Source organism: Ferruginivarius sediminum, from assembly GCF_003344765.1.
GTDB lineage: Bacteria > Pseudomonadota > Alphaproteobacteria > Kiloniellales > Rhodovibrionaceae > Ferruginivarius > Ferruginivarius sediminum.
This window is the reverse complement of sequence record NZ_QPMH01000009.1, coordinates 1-14723: the sequence shown is the minus strand read 5'-3', so window position 1 is coordinate 14723 and position 14723 is coordinate 1. Positions and strand designations below refer to the sequence as shown.

Below are 14723 nucleotides of genomic sequence, written 5' to 3'. Positions count from 1 at the left end.
TTTTCAGACGGCGAACCGGTTCCCACTTCGCCTGAAAATGCTCTAGCGCCGGAAGAACCCGCCCAGCCAGCCGCGCGAAACCGTGTCGTCCAGGCGGCGAGAACGGAGCTGGCGCAGCGCGTCGGTGAACGCCCCGTTGCGGCCAAGCGCCTCGTCGGCAAGCTGGACCATCCGCGCATTCGGCCACGCGATGGGCCGCAGGCGCACGATCTCGCGCATCACCTCCCGCTCCCGGCCGGGCGCGTGCTGGCCCAGCAGGATCGCCGCGGCGGCGGTGGAGCGGGAGACGCCGGCATGACAGTGGATCAGCAGGTTGGCGCCGCTCTCCAGCGCCTGTAGTTCCATGCCGAAGGACAACAGCTCCGCCACGTCCTCGGCCTCGGGCACGCGGGCATCGCCGATGCGCTGGCTGACGTCGTGAAAACGCAGCACGCGATGCGCCCGCAGGTCCGGGTATCCAATCACGGCCGAAGGAACCGGCGTCTCCGGGTCGAGGATCGAGACGACGTGGCTCACGCCGGCGCGCGAATGATCGCCAAGCTCATCCAGCCCGCAAATGATCAAGCGATGGCGCGTCAGCGGCGCGGCACTTTCACTTTCGGACGTCACGCGGCTGCACCCCTTTGTTGGCGACGCTCGTCAGATGGGGGCGATTCGCCTTCCCGACCAGTCCCAACCGGCGCGTGCCCTGCAATCTTTGCCGGGACGCGGCTGCGATTTGCCGCCCCCGCCCGGCAAGACCATCCGGCATTCCACCTGCAAGGCACGGCGCTGCCGCCCTAAAGGCTGGCACGGAACTTGCGTCTGCATGGACACACGAAAGGAGGTGTCCCCATGGCAGTGGCGACCCTGTTCGACAACGAGAAGTCGACCTCACCGGCCCAGGGACGGCGCGGCACGTTGCTGTCCCTGCTCACCGGCGGCTTCGGCGCGGCCGAGGATGCGCCGGACGTCCAGGAGGCGCCGGCCTACCGGCCTTACGAGCTTGGCCTGCGCGATTATCTTCGAGGCCTCGAACTGATGATCCAGCGAACCGAGCGCGCCCAGATCAGCCGAACCCTGGTCACGGTCACACCCAAGGAAATCCAGACCCTGGTCGAGAAGACCGCGAAGGCAAAGGCGCGTTACCTGGCCGCCACGCTGGAGATTGGCGACGGCGAGGCGATGCCCGATTCCACCTCGATCAAGGCGATGGAAGCCGCGCGCGAGCGGCACGAGGCGCTGGAGGCCGGGCTTCGCACCTTGCTGGGCGAGCTGCGCGCGGGCAACATCCAGGTCGACGGCGTCGTCGACGACCCGCCGGAAGAGCCGGCCAACCCGCAGCAGTAGACGATACCCGTGACTTGCAGCGCGATTGCCTGGACCGGGACTTCGGTCCGGGCAGTCGCGGGCGCCTAACTCTTACCGGCCCGACGCAGGATCCGGGTCGCCTCCAGGGCAAGCTGCCCCAGCAGCAGCGGCGCAAGGCTGCCGGCCGCGACCAGAAGCCATCCCGCCAGACCGGGATCGCGGGTGTCCAGGATAGCACTCAACCCCGGCACGTAGACGGCGGCGGCCAGCAGCAGGCCGCACAGCAGAATCGCGCCCCACACGGCGGGATTGCGCGTCACCTCGTTGGAGAGAAGGGGACTACCGGGAGAGCGCATGTTGAAGACGTGCCCCAGGCGGGCGAAGCCGAACGCCAGGAAGGACACGCTGACCGCCTGCGCCGTCTCCATGTTCAGCCACAGGTGCGCGGCGGCGAACACGGCCAGGACCGACAGCGCGATCATCGCGCCATAGCCACCGATGGCCGCCCACAACGAACCCGTCAGGATCGGTTCCTTCGGGTCGCGGGGCGGGCGGCGCATGGTGTCGCGCGCACCGGGCCCGATGCCCAGGGCCAAAGCCGGGAAGACATCCAGCAGCAGGTTGATGAACAGGATCTGCAGCGGCAACAGCGGCAGCGGCATCCCCATCAGCGAGGTCAGCGCGACCGCCAGGACCTCCCCCAGGTTCCCGGACAGCAGGAACACGATGAAGCGGCGGATGTTGGCGAAGATGGCACGGCCCTGCTCGATCGCCGCGACGATGGTCTCGAAGGCGTCGTCCTTGAGCACGATGTCGCCGGCCTCGCGCGCCACCTCGGTCCCGCGTCCGCCCATGGCGATGCCGATGTCCGCCTTCTTCAGGGCGGGGGCGTCGTTCACGCCGTCGCCGGTCATCGCGACCACGCCGCCCGCCTTCTGGTGGATCTCGACCAGGTGCAGCTTCGTCTCGGGACTGATGCGCGCGAAGACGTCCGCCTTCAGCGCCGCGTCCGCCTCGTCGTCGGAGGTGTCGCCGGTGAGCACGTGGGGCTCCCGCTCGCGCACCAGCCCCGTCTGCCGGGCGATGCTGGCCGCCGTGGCGGCCTGGTCGCCGGTGACCATGACGACGCGGATACCGGCCTGCCGGCAGGCCTCGACCGCGTCCTCGACGGCGGGGCGCGGCGGGTCGTGCAGCCCGGCGAGGCCCAGCAGCGTCAGCCCCTCGTAGACCGGCGCATCCGGGTCTTTCGCAGTCTTCTCCGCCAGCGCCAGCACCCGCAGTCCTTGCGAGGCCATCTCGCCGGCCCGCGCGTCCCAGGCCCGGCGCGCGTCGTCGTCGAACGGAGCCGCATCGTCCCCCTCGGCGACCCGCGTGCAGGCGTCGAGCACGGCTTCCGGCGCCCCCTTCACGGCCACGCGGTAGCCGCCGTCCGCGTCATGCACCGTTGCCATCATGGAGGTTTCGCGGCTGAAGCTCTCTTCGCGCACTTCCGGCTCGGCTTCCAGCAGTGCCGCCCGTTCCTGCCCTGTTTCGGCGGCCGCGGCGAGAAGCGCAAGCTCCATCGGGTCGCCGTGGTGGCGGTCCTCGTCCTCGGTCATCGTCGCGTTGTTGCACAGTGCGGCGACACGCAGCGCGCGTCGAAGCTCCGCATCGGCGCGCTCTTGCAGTCCATCGCCGCCGCCGGTCCACTGGCCGCTTTCCCCCCGCGCAACCTGGCCCGAGGGCAGGCCGAAGGCGCGGAGGGTCATGCGGTTTTCCGTCAGCGTGCCGGTCTTGTCGGCCAGGATCACCGTGGCCGAGCCCAGTGTCTCCACCGATGACAGCCGCTTGACGACGGCGTTGCGCCGCGCCATCCGCCACATCCCGCGCGCAAGCGCGATGGTGGCGACGATGGGCAGGCCTTCCGGCACCGCCGCCACCGCCAGGGCGATGCCGGTCTCGATCATCAGCAGCAGGTCGCGGCCGGCCAGGATTCCCGAGACGCTGACCGCCAGGGCCACCGCGACCACCACCCAGACGAGGCGTTGGCCCAACCGGTCCAGGCGCCGCTCCAGCGGCGTCGCCTCGGCCTCCGCGCTGTAGGTGAGTTCGGCGATGCGGCCGACCTGGGTGTGGGCGCCGATGGCGGCGACGACGCCGGTCGCCTGGCCGCTGGTCACCGCCGTGCCGCGGAAAGCCATGTTGAAGCGGCGTGCCAGCGGCGATTCGGCTTCGTCCAGCGGCGCCTCGTCCTTGGCAACGGGTTCGGATTCGCCGGTCAGTGCCGATTCGTCGCAGGCCAGGTTGCTGGTCTCGACCAGGCGGATGTCGGCGGGAACGATGTCGCCCTCGCCCAGCAGGACGACGTCGCCGGGCACCAGGGCGTCGGCGACGATACTCTGTTCCCGCCCGTCGCGGCGGACACGGGCCTTCGTCCGCCCCATGCGGCGCAGGGCTTCCATGGAGCGCGTCGCCCGCAGCTCGGTGACGAAGCCGATCTGCGTATTGATCAGCAGCGCGCCGGCAATGGCCACGGCCTCGATCCACTGGCCGAAAACGGCGGCGGCGAGCGCGGCGACAGCCAGCAGGCCGACGACAAGGCTGCGCCACTGGTCGACAAAGATACCCCAGGTGCCGCGCGGCCGCGCCGCCGGCATGCGGTTCGCGCCGTACCGCCGCCGGCGGCGGCGAACCTCGCGGCCCGACAGCCCGCTGTCGAGATCGGTTTCCAGACGCCGGACGGCATCGGCGCCGCTCAACGCGGTCAGTTCGTCCGATTTGTCCCCCTGGGACCGCGCTTCCGCCATGCCGGCCAGCATCCCCGCCGCAAAGAACGGCGCCAAGAAAAAACCAACAGCCACCGCAGGCTCGAACGTCCGGCGGCCTGCGTCCGTTCCCGGCCATGGCGAAAGCCGGTCCGGTGCGGCGGGGTGGGCGGGGCGGGTCTAAAACGCCAAAGCGCCGCCCGGTGAGCCGGGCGGCGCGATGCCAACCGTTATGGTCGTTGCGAGATAGCCTAGGGCGCGATCACACGGACCTGCCCTGCTGACCCTGGCGGATCTCCTGACGAATCGACTCGGACGCCGCCCCGATCAGGCGCGCGGCCAGGGACTGGTCCAGACGACGCAACTCCCCATACAAGTAATCCAGGCAACTTGAGATCGCCTGCAACTCCTCGGCCTTATCGACCGGCCCGGCGCCCTCGTCGGCTTCCTGCCGCAATAAGGCAAAATCCAATATATTCGACGAATTCCTGCCCATGTCGTTACCTCGTGCCCTACCCCATATCACCCCAGACGACAAAGTCGCTCCAAAGCTTTCGCCTTGGAATAGGCGGCCAGTATCATCGTTCGTGATGACACTCGCAACCCAAATCTGCATACCCCCTATGCTACCGCGCGTGGCCGCATCAGCATCCCGAAACGCGGGCGGAGCGTGATCATAGGCTCCGGTTCGACCGCGTGTCCGTCCACCAAATCCAGATCAAACCGCTGTAACGTTTTCGCGAGGATGATGGTCGCCTCGGTCATCGCGAAGCGGTTGCCAATACAACTGCGCGGCCCTCCCCCGAAGGGCAGGTAGTTATAATTTGTTCTGTTTTGCCCTTCATTGTTGAGGAACCGTTGCGGCATAAACGTCTCAGGAGATTCCCAAAGACGCGGATGGCGGTGCAGGGAATACGCGCAGACCATGACCGTATCGCCCTTGCGCAGTTCGACATTGCCCAACCGCTCGGGACTGAGGGCATCCCGGGAGAAAGTCCACACGGGCGGGTACAACCGCATCGCCTCCTCGAATACGGCACGCGTGACCCGCAGCCCACGCAAAGCCTGAATGTCAGGCGTATCGCTGCCCAGAACCTCGTTCGCCTCACTGCGAACCGCCTCCGCCCATTCGGGATTGCGCGAGAGTAGGTAGAACGCCCAGGCCAGGCTGACGGCGGTCGTTTCATGGCCGGTGACCAGCATCGAGACAACCATGTCACGCAGTTGCGGGCGGTCATCGTCGAACGCATCGATCAGCAGGTCCAGCAGATCGCCCGGCCTCTCCCCGCTCGACTTCCGCGCGGAGATGATGTCCTCGAACACCTCATCAAGCTGTGTAATTGCGCGGGCGAATGCCCGGTTGCCCGGCGTCGGCACCCATAGGGGCGGGCTTGCAACCGACCAGATGCGCTCCTCGGCATGACGAAGAGCCACGGCGAGCGCGTCCGAAACCTTGCTGGCGGTATCCTCGCGCAGGGGGCTGCCGAACAGCGTGCGCATCGCGATGCGAAGGGCAAGACGCATCATCTCCCGGGCAACGTCCAGCGGCTCGTCCGCCTGCCCTCGCGCCGCCCAGCCGGCGAGCGTGGTGTCCGCCTCATCGGCCATTGCGGCGCATATCTTGCCCATCTCCGAGCCCTTGAAGGCCGGAGCCGCCGCTTTGCGCTGCTCGACCCACTGCTCGCCTTCGCTGGTCAGCAAGCCAGTGCCAATTGGCTTCAGCGGCCCATAGAACTTGCTCTTGCGGTAATTGCCGGCATTCGCCTGAAGTACCTGGCGGATCAGCGTCGGCTCATTCGCCAGGACCATTCGCTTGCCCGCGACATTGAGGTCCACGACGTCACCGTATTCGCGTGCCATCTTGACGAAGAAGCCAAGCGGGTCGCGCCTGATTTGCGGCGCGACCCCAAGAAGCGGATAACCGGGCGGACTCGCCGGACGCCCGCTCGCTTCCCCGATTACCTCATCGGCCGTATCGACAGCCATGTCAGCCATCCTCATCGGAACGGGGCAGATTCTGACGCAGCGATTCCGCGGCAGCACCCACGAGGTGTGCTGTCATCTTCTCGTCCAGCTTCAACAGCTCGCCGTACAGGTAATCGAGACAGGTAGCGATCGCCCGGACGTCGCCGCTGCGGTCAAGCCGACGGGGCATGCCTTCCGGAATGGCGCGGCGAAAACGCTCAAGCTCGAGAATATTGGAGTGATCATGCGGCATGCTGAACCTCCAGCGGATCGCGGTTGTAAAGGACGGTTTCGCCCAATCCGCTGCGGTCCCGGACAGCTTTCAGCACGGCATCCGAAACGTCGTAGCGCCCGGCAACGGCCACCGTCTTGCCAATCTGGCGCGGCTCGCTGACCCACTTCGGATAAAGGCCCAGCAGATTGACGAGCCGTCCGATGCGCACGTCATAAACGCAACAGATTTCCTTGATGCCGAACATAAGCGCCCACTCGACAAGCCCGGCGAACACCTCTCCGGTTACCCGGTTGACGGATTTGCGCTGCTCGGCCCCCTCGCCGCTGCCCTCAACGGCAAGCCGGCTGATCTCCCAGATCTGGGGATGTGTCGGCGCGGCCTGGCCTTCGAGCAGCTCGGGGAAGACGTCACGGAGCATGTAGGGTCCGGTGGTGGGCAGGACCCTCAGGGATCCGTTCACCCGGCCGACTTCATCTGTCGCAAGAAGATAGATCGGGCGGAGAAGGTCATAGACATCCCGCTCCTTGCCGTCGCGGGAATTTACGTCCCAGTCCATCCGTTCCTTGAACACCCGATGCCGAAGACGGTGCATGGCATCGAGCTTGTCTCGATATAAAAAGGCGATATCCGGCGTTACGACCTCGATCATGGCAGCCTCCACGCTTTGCGGTGGCTGCCATTCGACTAGGAATAGCAGGAGGTCGGTAGCTCCCTATCTTAGGAGGTTTACAACATTCCCCTGTGCGCTTTTTGCTTTGATGCTGGGCGTTTCAGGCACGATCAAACCCAGCATGATCGCCTTGACCACGGCATGATGCTTGGAATAGACGCCGACTTTCCGCATCACGTTTTTCAGGTGGAAGTTCACGGTTTCCTGGGAGATTTTCATGATCTCGGAGGTCTCCCACGAGGTCTTTCCGTGGGCCGTCCAAAGAAGCGCCTCGCGCTCACGGTCCGTGAGATGGGTGCTCGGCGCGGTCTCGGCGTTGAGGAGCTTCTGCTCGACGCTCGAGTGATAATAGAGGGTGGTCAAGTGCAGGTCCGACTGATGCGCACGCCAGACGTCATCGAAGTGCTTGCGGTTGTTCGAGGTCACGCACGACATCATCGCGAAGCCGCCGCGCGGGGCGTGAACCGGGATGCCCGCACCGAAACGCAAACCGCAATCGCTGGCTTCGAGCATCACCTTCTGCTGCTTGGTCGTCATCGAGGGCTGCGAGGCGACGCTTGCCCAGTCGAAAGGCATCAAACTGCTTGTGGCATGATGTAGGATGGGATCGTATTCGATGTAGTCGCTATTGGCGTAATGCGTTATCCATTCCAACGGATAAGTTGTAACGAAGAATGGCGTCTTGCCGCTGTCCGGCACTCGCAGCGCCGCGTAGGAGAAGCTATCGAAACCCATCTTCCGCAGGTGTTCCTGCATGGCCCGCTCGAATTCCTCGACCTCGTTCAGGTCGCGCAGGCGTTCGATGAATTCCTGTAACATCGGTGATCTCCTCTCACCCCGGTCCCGCCAGACATAATCAGTATATTTTTTTCAAATCTACGACAATAACCTCATCAAGAATAATAACCTCGCGATAAGACTTAAATTATCCCCGCAATCAAGGCTCAATTAAACGATTCGCAACTGCTTGCACGACAGCGTGTTGACGCGAACATACCCCAAGTTTTTTCATCGCACTTCGAAGATGCCGTTCGACCTGCACACGTGGAATGTGCAATATTTCAGATATAGTCCATTCGTCTCGCTCCGAGGCACTGTGTACGAGCACCTCACGTTCCATCATCGTGAGCGTTTGGCAACTCACGTCGCCTCGTTCGATGGCGGTTGACAGTGCCACATGGTAATGAAGCGCCATCGCATGCACGGTCATGGCATGAGTCGCCGAAAGCTCTTCGAATGCCTTTCGTGACATCCGGGCCGAGACTGACAGAATTGCCATTCCGCCATCCGGCTTGTGAATGGGGATAGCCATTCCCTCGCAAAGCCCGAAATCTCCCCCCTCATCCATGACGCGCGTCTGCTGCTCGCTCATTTGGCCCCGATCGCGAAGTCCCACCCAATTGAATGCTTCAAGCGTCCATGTCGCTTCATCCAGAATGGGATCGAACCGATAATAGTCCTGCTCCGCATAGCGCCTGATCCATTCGAACGGATAATTCAGAATGACGCGAGCGCTCTTTTGTGGATAAGGGGTATCGAATGACAGATATGCGAAATAGTCAAAGCCGAGCTTACCCAGTTCCTCGGCCATGAAGTGCTGATACTCGGTCACGGTCTGGAGGGTTTTCACACGTTCTGCGAAGGTATCTAGCATAATCGGTTACGGATCCTACCGTGTAAGATGTATCGGGTGATCTTTCCACACCAAGCACACCATAGGTTGCACCATCCGCCGCCAAGAATCGAGATTTTTGGTGACAATTCCCCCTACATGCTTGTTAAGCATAGATCTTTTGATTAATTTTATTTATATATGAGAATATACACCTTAATATGTGTGATTTTTCTCATCTAACAATCCAGCAAATACCCTATCCCCCATTTCCCAAATGGACCGCCGTTCCGCGTCGTGCTGCGGCGTGATAATATCGCCAACACAATAGGTTAACCACGACGGAGCGGGGATTTGGCGGCGAACGTGACGGGTGAGGCGGAATTGGGGCCTTTGCGGATGCAATTCGACCGCTCGGTGAAGCTCGCATTTCAAGGCTCTTCGATCAGTTCCGATGGTGGTTTGCTGCTGCACCGCGAGTTGGATGACGCCCTCAACCTGACGGATATTGCAGCGGAGCTGATCGCCGATCCGCGCACTGGCCGGAACGGTCGGCATCGCCTCGCGGGTCTGCTGCGCCAGTCTCTTTTCTCGCGTCTCGCCGGTTATGAGGACGTCAATGACGCCGACCGGCTGTGCCGTGACCCGGTGATGCGCCAGCTCGTCGGTGGTCGGGCGGTGAAGGACCGCGCGGGCTCGGCGAGCGCCATGGGCCGTTTCGAGACGCAGATGCTGACGCGGCCCGAGAACCTCGCCGCCCTCACTGAACTGCCCGGCCGCTGGATCGACGCGGTGCACGACCGGCGGCCGCCGAAGAGCATCACCCTCGACATGGACAGCTCCGAGAGCCCGGTGCACGGCGACCAGGAAGGCTCGGCCTGGAACGGGCACTTCCAGTCGAAGTGCCTGCACCCGCTCTTCGTGTTCAACCAGTTTGGTGACTTGGAGCGGTGCGCCCTGCGCCCCGGCAACGTGCACAGCGCCGACGGCTGGGAGGATGAGCTGCGGCCGGTGCTGGCGCGGTATTCAGCCGAGGTGCGACCCTCGATCACGCGGCGGCGGTTCCGCGCCGACGCCGCCTTCGCCATTCCGACCCTGTTCGACCTGCTGGAAGCCGAGGGCTGGGACTACGCCATCCGCATCAAGGGCAATCGCAAGCTCCACGATCAGATTGCCTGGTTGACCCGGCGTCGCCCCGGCCGGCCGCCGAACCACGTGGTGCGCCACTACACCAGCTTCCACTACCGGGCGAAGAACTGGTCGAGGCCGCGCCGTGTGGTGGCCAAGGTCGAGTTCCATCCGGGCGAGCTGTTCCCCCGTGTCGGCTTCATCGTCACCAACCGGAGCCTGCCGAACGAGCGGGTGCTGGCCTTCTACAACGACCGGGGCACGGCCGAGCAGCACATCAAGGAGGGCAAGCATGCAATCAGGTGGACGCGGCTCTCTTGCACGCGCTTCGCGGCGAACGCCGTCCGGCTCCACTTGCACGCGCTCGCCTACAACCTGGCGAACTTCCTGCGGACGCTGGCGACGCCGGAGGCGATCGAGACGTGGTCGCTGACCTCGCTTCGCGAACGGCTGATCAAGACCGGCGCACGGCTCGTGCGCCACGCCCGCTACGCCGCGTTCCAGTTCGCCGAGGCGGCGTTGCCGCGGCAGGTGTTTGTCGGCATCCTCGCGCTGATCAATGGCCTGCGGGCGCCGCCCGCAGCAACGGTGTTCGTATGATCGGCGACCAGTCTGGAACCGCGAGGCCCATCGCTCCCGGCTGGACAGGCGCGCCCAAAAGCGCGCGGAATGACGTCGAAAGTGGTGGCAGTGGCTTGCCTGACCTCTCCTCGCGGCCAACGTCACGCAAAGCAGAACATTCGAAGGCGGAAATCGCTTGGCGATTTGACATCAGTGCCCGTAACTTAGGTGCACGCAAGGCATATGGGAAATGCCGGTTTACAAACGGCCGCATCATCGTGCGCGGCAAGCTGGTAAGCCGCGGCAGGCCGAAGCGGGCCGATTACGTCCTCTATTACAAGCCCAACATTCCGATCGCGCTCATTGAGGCCAAGGACAACACGCACAGCGTCGGCGACGGTATGCAGCAGGCGCTGGAGTATGCGGAGACGCTCAAGGTCCCGTCGAACGACCGGGGCGGCGCTTCCACGCCTCGACACTGTATGGGGGAGAGGGAATATGCTTGGTAGCTGGCCGCGGCGCCTGCGTCTCTTCAGCAGACACCTCTGGGTCAGAGTTTCCATCTTCTCCGGCCTGGCTGTCGTGGCCTCGCTGGCATCAATCTACCTCGCGCCTCTCGTGCCCGACGATTTCTCCGACCTTCTGGGTACAGACGCCGTTGACAGCATTCTGACCATTCTTGCTTCGAGCATGCTGACCGTCACCACGTTTTCGTTGACAGTCATGGTGGTGGCTCATTCCGCAGCCACCGCGAACACCACGCCGCGCGCACTCACATTGCTGATCGAGGACAGCACCACTCAGAACGCACTCGCGACCTTTCTAGGATCGTTTCTCTTCAGCTTGGTCGGCATCATCGCGCTCAGCACCGACCTCTACGGTGAAAAGGGCCGCGTAATCCTGTTCTGGGCAACCGTCCTGGTCGTGGTTTACATCGTGATCACCTTCGTCAGCTGGATCGACCACCTGTCGACCTTGGGTCGGATCGAAGAGACGATCGGGCGAGTGGAAAAGGCGGCAACCCGCGCTTTCGCTGACCGGATCGAGAACCAAAATCTCGGCGGAGCGCGACTGCTGCAGTCCTCGGAGCCTCCTCCAGGCACGGCGGTTCCGCTTCGCTCCGAGGTGGCCGGTTACGTGCAACACATCGATATTCCCGGGATTTCTGAACGCGCGGGAGAGGAGCACCTCGTCTATCTGACCGTGCTCCCCGGCCAGTTCGTCGGGCCCTCGGAGATTCTGGCCTGGTTCGATTGCGGCGTCGACGAGAGGGATGTGGAGCGCGCTCGGCAAATGTTCACAATCAAGGACGAGAGATCATTCGACCAGGATCCGCGTTTCGGGCTGATCGCTCTTTCAGAGATTGCCTCCAAGGCTCTTTCACCCGGGGTGAATGACCCTGGAACAGCCGTCGACATCATCGGGCGGGCCGTCCGGGTGCTTTCGCTCTGGATCAGGGGCAAGGGATCCACCGACAGCAAGGTCCTGTATCCGAACGTTCTTGTGCCCTCGTTGAAAATGGATGATCTGTTCGATGACCTGTTCACCCCGATTTCCCGAGATGGCGCCGCAAATTCAGAAGTTCAGATCCGGCTCATCAAGGCGCTGGGGATGCTCGCCGCCTTAGACGATCCCGATGCGAGAAAGGCAGCTCGTCATCACGTTCGGATAGTCGTGAGGCGAGCCGAAGCCAACATGATGATTTCGGAAGATGTCCAGGCCATCCGCAGCGTGGCCGAGTCAGCCTTTCCGGGTATCGGGCTCGACGAGGACGAACCGCCTATCAGCTCTGAACTGGCTCCTCAATCATCGCCGAAAAGGAAGAAGCCCTCTGAGGGGTAGCAGCTTACTGAACCCGGAGGTGCGTAGAATAAGCTGGTGCAAATTTGGTGCATATCCAACCCTATACCCGCTTAAGGTCCCGGCTGGTGATCACGATCTCGGGCGCCTGCGCGCTCACCTTGCGTGCCACGGCGGTGGCGACCTCCGTCTCGAAGTCGCGGAGCAGGCGGAGCGGGTCGGCGGGGCTTGGGGTGGTGACGCGGGATTCCAGGGCTTCCAGCGAGACCGCGCAGGGAACGTAGCGCGGCGCGCCCTCGCCGGCGACAAGAGCGGTCACCACCACGCATTCGCGCTCCGCGTCCCAGCGCGCGTCCTCAAGCAGCGTCACCTCCGGTTGTGCAGCCATAGCGCCTCCTTGCGGCCAGCCGCCGCCCCTGCCGCCTCCTGCTTTCGGATCAGCCGCGCGCGGGCGCGGGTTCGAGGCGCAGGGCCTCGTCGACCTGCTCCGGCCCGGAAATCCGGCAATCCAGATCGCGCAGTAGGCCGTCGCGAAGGCCATAGATCAGGCCGTGAACCGACAGCGTCTGCCCGCGCCGCCAGGCGTCCTGCACGATCGTCGTGGCGGCGACGTTGTTCACCTGCGCGCGGACGTTCAATTCGCAAAGCCTGTCGACGCGCTCGCTCATGTCGTCAAGCGCCTGCAGTTCCTCGCGATGCTCCAGGTACGTCCGCTTGATCGGGTGCAGCCAGTTGTCCACCAGCCCCAGCGGCACGCGCTCCAGGGCCGCGCGGACACCGCCGCAGCCATAGTGGCCGCCGACGATGACGTGGCGCACGCGCAGGATCTCCACCGCGAACTGCAGCACCGCCAGCAGGTTCAGGTCCGAGGCCACGACGAGGTTGGCCACGTTGCGGTGCACGAACAGCTCGCCCGGGTCCAGGTCGACGATGTCGTTCGCCGGCACCCGGCTGTCCGAACAGCCGATCCAGAGGTATTCCGGCGCCTGCTGGCGCGCCAGCCGCTGGAAGAAGTCGGGGTCGTTCTCGCTTTTCCGCGCGGCCCAGCGGCGGTTGTTCGCGAGCAGGTCGGAAATCGGCATGCGCTCCCTCCGAAATGCGGCCTTCGTGGCCCGATAACTTGCTAGACGCCGTCGGCTTCGACCCGCGCCCGTTCCAGGAACGCGTCAAGCAGCTCGCGCGCGGCCGCGGCGGCGGGAATGCGGCCCTCGGTGACCGCACGCTCCAGGTCCGGCAGGCGACGCGCCACGCCCGGATGGTCCTTGAACGCGCGCAGAAGCGTCTCCTCCACCTCGTTCCACATCCAGCTCCGCGCCTGCTCGGCCCGGCGACGGGCCAGGTCACCGCTGTCGCCCAGCTTCTGGCGATAGTCGGAAATCGCCGCCCAGACCTTGTCGATGCCGCGATGCTCCAGCGCCGAGCAGGTCAGCACCGGCGGCTTCCACGCCTCGTTCGCCGGGCGCAGCATGCGCAGCGCGCTCTTGTACTCCGCCGCCGCCGCGCGCGCGGCGTCCTTCATGCCGGCGTCGGCCTTGTTGACGACCAGCAGGTCGGCGATCTCGGATATCCCCTTCTTGATGCCCTGCAACTCATCGCCGCCGCCCGGCAGCAGCAGCAGCAGGAACATGTCCACCATGTCCGCCACCGCGATCTCCGACTGGCCGACGCCGACCGTCTCCACCACCACGACGTCGAAGCCCGCCGCCTCGCAGACCAGCATCGCCTCGCGCGTGCGCCGGGCCACGCCGCCCAGGGTGCCGCCGGTGGGCGACGGGCGGATGAAGGCGTCGGCGTTGCGCGACAGCTCCTGCATGCGCGTCTTGTCGCCCAGAATGGAGCCGCCGGTGCGCGAGGACGTCGGATCGACGGCCAGCACCGCCACGCGATGCCCCTCGCCGATTACGTGCAGGCCGAAGGCCTCGATGAAGGTGGACTTGCCCACGCCCGGCACGCCCGAGATGCCGAGGCGCACGGCGCCGCCGGTATCGGCCAGCAGCTCGGCCAGCAGCGCCTCCGCCGCGTCGCGATGGTCGCGCCGGGTGGATTCGACCAGCGTGATGGCGCGGGCCAGCGCGCGGCGGTCGCGCGCGCGCACCTTCTTGGCAAGGCTGACAGGGTCCAGGTGACTCATCCGATCGTATCCGCGTCGTGCTCTTCGGCGCCCGGCCCCAACGGCTGGCCGTAGGAAAACTCCACGATGTTGCCGTCCGGGTCCTCCAGGCAGCAGAAGTACCCCACCGGATAACCCTCGTCGATGGGCGAGAGCAACAGGCAACCGCCCGCGCGCCCCTGCTCGGCCTTGGCGTCCACCTCGGCCCGGCTGCCCACGGCGAATCCCAGATGTGACACGTCCCCCTCGGCCCGCTCCCGTCCCGGACCGCCGGGAAGCAGCACGAAAACGAACTCCTTCTCCCGCCCCGGCTCGCTCATCCACACGATCCGCTCGCCAAGCTCGTGACCGGGGCGCTCATGGACGACGCGCATGTCGCAGTATTCGCGATAGAACGCGACGCAAGCCTCGAAGTCGCGCACGTGCAGGGCGAGATGGGTCAGGCGCGGTTTCATCCCGCCCACGGTAGCGCGCGGGCGCGGTGGAGGGGAAGAGAAGGGGTGAGCAACTGTCTTTCATCATGCCGCTTTTGGCTGCCAGGGCGTGTTGTCGCGAAGCATGGCGTTGAGGATGGTGATCATCTTGCGCATGACGGCGACAATGGCGAC

Annotated in this window: 16 protein-coding genes; 4 read left to right on the top strand and 12 right to left on the bottom strand. The window is 64.7% G+C overall.

Translation table 11 applies throughout. The annotated features are described in order from the left end of the window. Positions 1-42 precede the first annotated feature (42 nt). Positions 43-609: a tyrosine phosphatase family protein gene (locus DRB17_RS10980; protein ID WP_114582259.1), complete on the bottom strand. Its 567-nt coding sequence runs from the start codon at positions 607-609 to the stop codon at positions 43-45. Positions 610-834: 225 nt separating this feature from the next. Between DRB17_RS10980 and DRB17_RS10975 the strand changes: the two genes are divergently transcribed. After that, positions 835-1329: a hypothetical protein gene (locus DRB17_RS10975; protein WP_114582258.1), complete on the top strand. Its 495-nt coding sequence runs from the start codon at positions 835-837 to the stop codon at positions 1327-1329. A 65-nt stretch (positions 1330-1394) separates the two neighbouring features. On the opposite strand, the gene DRB17_RS10970 is transcribed toward DRB17_RS10975, so the two are convergent. The 7 genes from DRB17_RS10970 to DRB17_RS10940 form a co-directional block, all read right to left on the bottom strand. Next, complete coding sequence (locus DRB17_RS10970; RefSeq protein ID WP_114582368.1) at positions 1395-4076, bottom strand: cation-translocating P-type ATPase; 2682 nt, start codon at positions 4074-4076, stop codon at positions 1395-1397. Positions 4077-4296: 220 nt separating this feature from the next. Then, complete coding sequence (locus DRB17_RS10965) at positions 4297-4530, bottom strand: hypothetical protein (RefSeq protein ID WP_114582257.1); 234 nt, start codon at positions 4528-4530, stop codon at positions 4297-4299. Between the two features lie 125 nt (positions 4531-4655). Further along, positions 4656-6077 carry a cytochrome P450 gene (locus DRB17_RS10960; RefSeq protein WP_147274884.1) on the bottom strand — a complete coding sequence of 474 codons (1422 nt, stop codon included), beginning with the start codon at positions 6075-6077 and terminating at the stop codon, positions 4656-4658. Further along, entirely contained in the window at positions 6022-6252 is a 231-nt protein-coding gene (locus DRB17_RS10955; RefSeq protein ID WP_114582255.1) for a hypothetical protein, read from the bottom strand. The genes DRB17_RS10960 and DRB17_RS10955 overlap by 56 nt, the downstream gene beginning before the upstream one ends. Continuing rightward, entirely contained in the window at positions 6242-6883 is a 642-nt protein-coding gene (locus DRB17_RS10950; protein ID WP_114582254.1) for an acyl-homoserine-lactone synthase, read from the bottom strand. The genes DRB17_RS10955 and DRB17_RS10950 overlap by 11 nt, the downstream gene beginning before the upstream one ends. A 63-nt stretch (positions 6884-6946) precedes the next feature. Continuing rightward, positions 6947-7723, bottom strand: coding sequence for a helix-turn-helix transcriptional regulator (locus DRB17_RS10945; RefSeq protein WP_114582253.1), 777 nt, complete (start codon positions 7721-7723; stop codon positions 6947-6949). 118 nt (positions 7724-7841) lie between these two features. Further along, the gene (locus tag DRB17_RS10940; protein ID WP_114582252.1) at positions 7842-8558 is read right to left on the bottom strand and encodes a helix-turn-helix transcriptional regulator; all 717 of its coding nucleotides are present in this window, start codon (positions 8556-8558) and stop codon (positions 7842-7844) included. 357 nt (positions 8559-8915) lie between these two features. On the opposite strand from DRB17_RS10940, the gene DRB17_RS10935 reads away from it, so the two are divergent. Genes DRB17_RS10935 through DRB17_RS10925 form a run of 3 tightly spaced genes read left to right on the top strand, consistent with a single transcriptional unit; the run spans position 8916 to position 12047 of the window. Further along, entirely contained in the window at positions 8916-10244 is a 1329-nt protein-coding gene (locus DRB17_RS10935) for an IS1380 family transposase (RefSeq protein WP_114582251.1), read from the top strand. Then, positions 10241-10714 carry a type I restriction endonuclease gene (locus tag DRB17_RS21070; protein WP_206607857.1) on the top strand — a complete coding sequence of 158 codons (474 nt, stop codon included), beginning with the start codon at positions 10241-10243 and terminating at the stop codon, positions 10712-10714. The genes DRB17_RS10935 and DRB17_RS21070 overlap by 4 nt, the downstream gene beginning before the upstream one ends. After that, a complete protein-coding gene (locus tag DRB17_RS10925) occupies positions 10704-12047 on the top strand; it encodes a DUF2254 domain-containing protein (protein ID WP_114582250.1) in 1344 nt (447 codons plus the stop codon). Before DRB17_RS21070 ends, DRB17_RS10925 begins: the two co-directional genes overlap by 11 nt. 61 nt (positions 12048-12108) lie before the next feature. Here DRB17_RS10925 and DRB17_RS10920 read toward each other — a convergent pair whose 3' ends face one another. From DRB17_RS10920 to DRB17_RS10905, 4 genes are read right to left on the bottom strand one after another with little or no spacing between them, the layout of a single operon-like run. Beyond that, the gene (locus DRB17_RS10920) at positions 12109-12393 is read right to left on the bottom strand and encodes a DUF1488 family protein (protein ID WP_161958786.1); all 285 of its coding nucleotides are present in this window, start codon (positions 12391-12393) and stop codon (positions 12109-12111) included. 49 nt (positions 12394-12442) lie between these two features. Then, positions 12443-13087, bottom strand: coding sequence for a carbonate dehydratase (gene can / locus DRB17_RS10915; RefSeq protein WP_114582248.1), 645 nt, complete (start codon positions 13085-13087; stop codon positions 12443-12445). 41 nt (positions 13088-13128) lie between these two features. Beyond that, positions 13129-14136, bottom strand: coding sequence for a methylmalonyl Co-A mutase-associated GTPase MeaB (gene meaB, locus DRB17_RS10910; protein ID WP_114582247.1), 1008 nt, complete (start codon positions 14134-14136; stop codon positions 13129-13131). After that, positions 14133-14570 carry a VOC family protein gene (locus DRB17_RS10905; RefSeq protein ID WP_114582246.1) on the bottom strand — a complete coding sequence of 146 codons (438 nt, stop codon included), beginning with the start codon at positions 14568-14570 and terminating at the stop codon, positions 14133-14135. The genes meaB and DRB17_RS10905 overlap by 4 nt, the downstream gene beginning before the upstream one ends. Between the last annotated feature and the right edge of the window lie 153 nt (positions 14571-14723).

Coding starts and splice junctions, on each gene's coding strand:
- DRB17_RS10905 (WP_114582246.1), bottom strand. CDS start 14,570: ATGAAACCGCGCCTGACCCATCTCGCCCTGCACGTGCGCGACTTCGAG.
- DRB17_RS10940 (WP_114582252.1), bottom strand. CDS start 8,558: ATGCTAGATACCTTCGCAGAACGTGTGAAAACCCTCCAGACCGTGACC.
- DRB17_RS21070 (WP_206607857.1), top strand. CDS start 10,241: ATGATCGGCGACCAGTCTGGAACCGCGAGGCCCATCGCTCCCGGCTGG.
- DRB17_RS10975 (WP_114582258.1), top strand. CDS start 835: ATGGCAGTGGCGACCCTGTTCGACAACGAGAAGTCGACCTCACCGGCC.
- DRB17_RS10955 (WP_114582255.1), bottom strand. CDS start 6,252: ATGCCGCATGATCACTCCAATATTCTCGAGCTTGAGCGTTTTCGCCGC.
- DRB17_RS10950 (WP_114582254.1), bottom strand. CDS start 6,883: ATGATCGAGGTCGTAACGCCGGATATCGCCTTTTTATATCGAGACAAG.
- can (WP_114582248.1), bottom strand. CDS start 13,087: ATGCCGATTTCCGACCTGCTCGCGAACAACCGCCGCTGGGCCGCGCGG.
- DRB17_RS10935 (WP_114582251.1), top strand. CDS start 8,916: ATGCAATTCGACCGCTCGGTGAAGCTCGCATTTCAAGGCTCTTCGATC.
- DRB17_RS10970 (WP_114582368.1), bottom strand. CDS start 4,076: ATGGCGGAAGCGCGGTCCCAGGGGGACAAATCGGACGAACTGACCGCG.
- DRB17_RS10920 (WP_161958786.1), bottom strand. CDS start 12,393: ATGGCTGCACAACCGGAGGTGACGCTGCTTGAGGACGCGCGCTGGGAC.
- DRB17_RS10925 (WP_114582250.1), top strand. CDS start 10,704: ATGCTTGGTAGCTGGCCGCGGCGCCTGCGTCTCTTCAGCAGACACCTC.
- meaB (WP_114582247.1), bottom strand. CDS start 14,136: ATGAGTCACCTGGACCCTGTCAGCCTTGCCAAGAAGGTGCGCGCGCGC.
- DRB17_RS10965 (WP_114582257.1), bottom strand. CDS start 4,530: ATGGGCAGGAATTCGTCGAATATATTGGATTTTGCCTTATTGCGGCAG.
- DRB17_RS10945 (WP_114582253.1), bottom strand. CDS start 7,723: ATGTTACAGGAATTCATCGAACGCCTGCGCGACCTGAACGAGGTCGAG.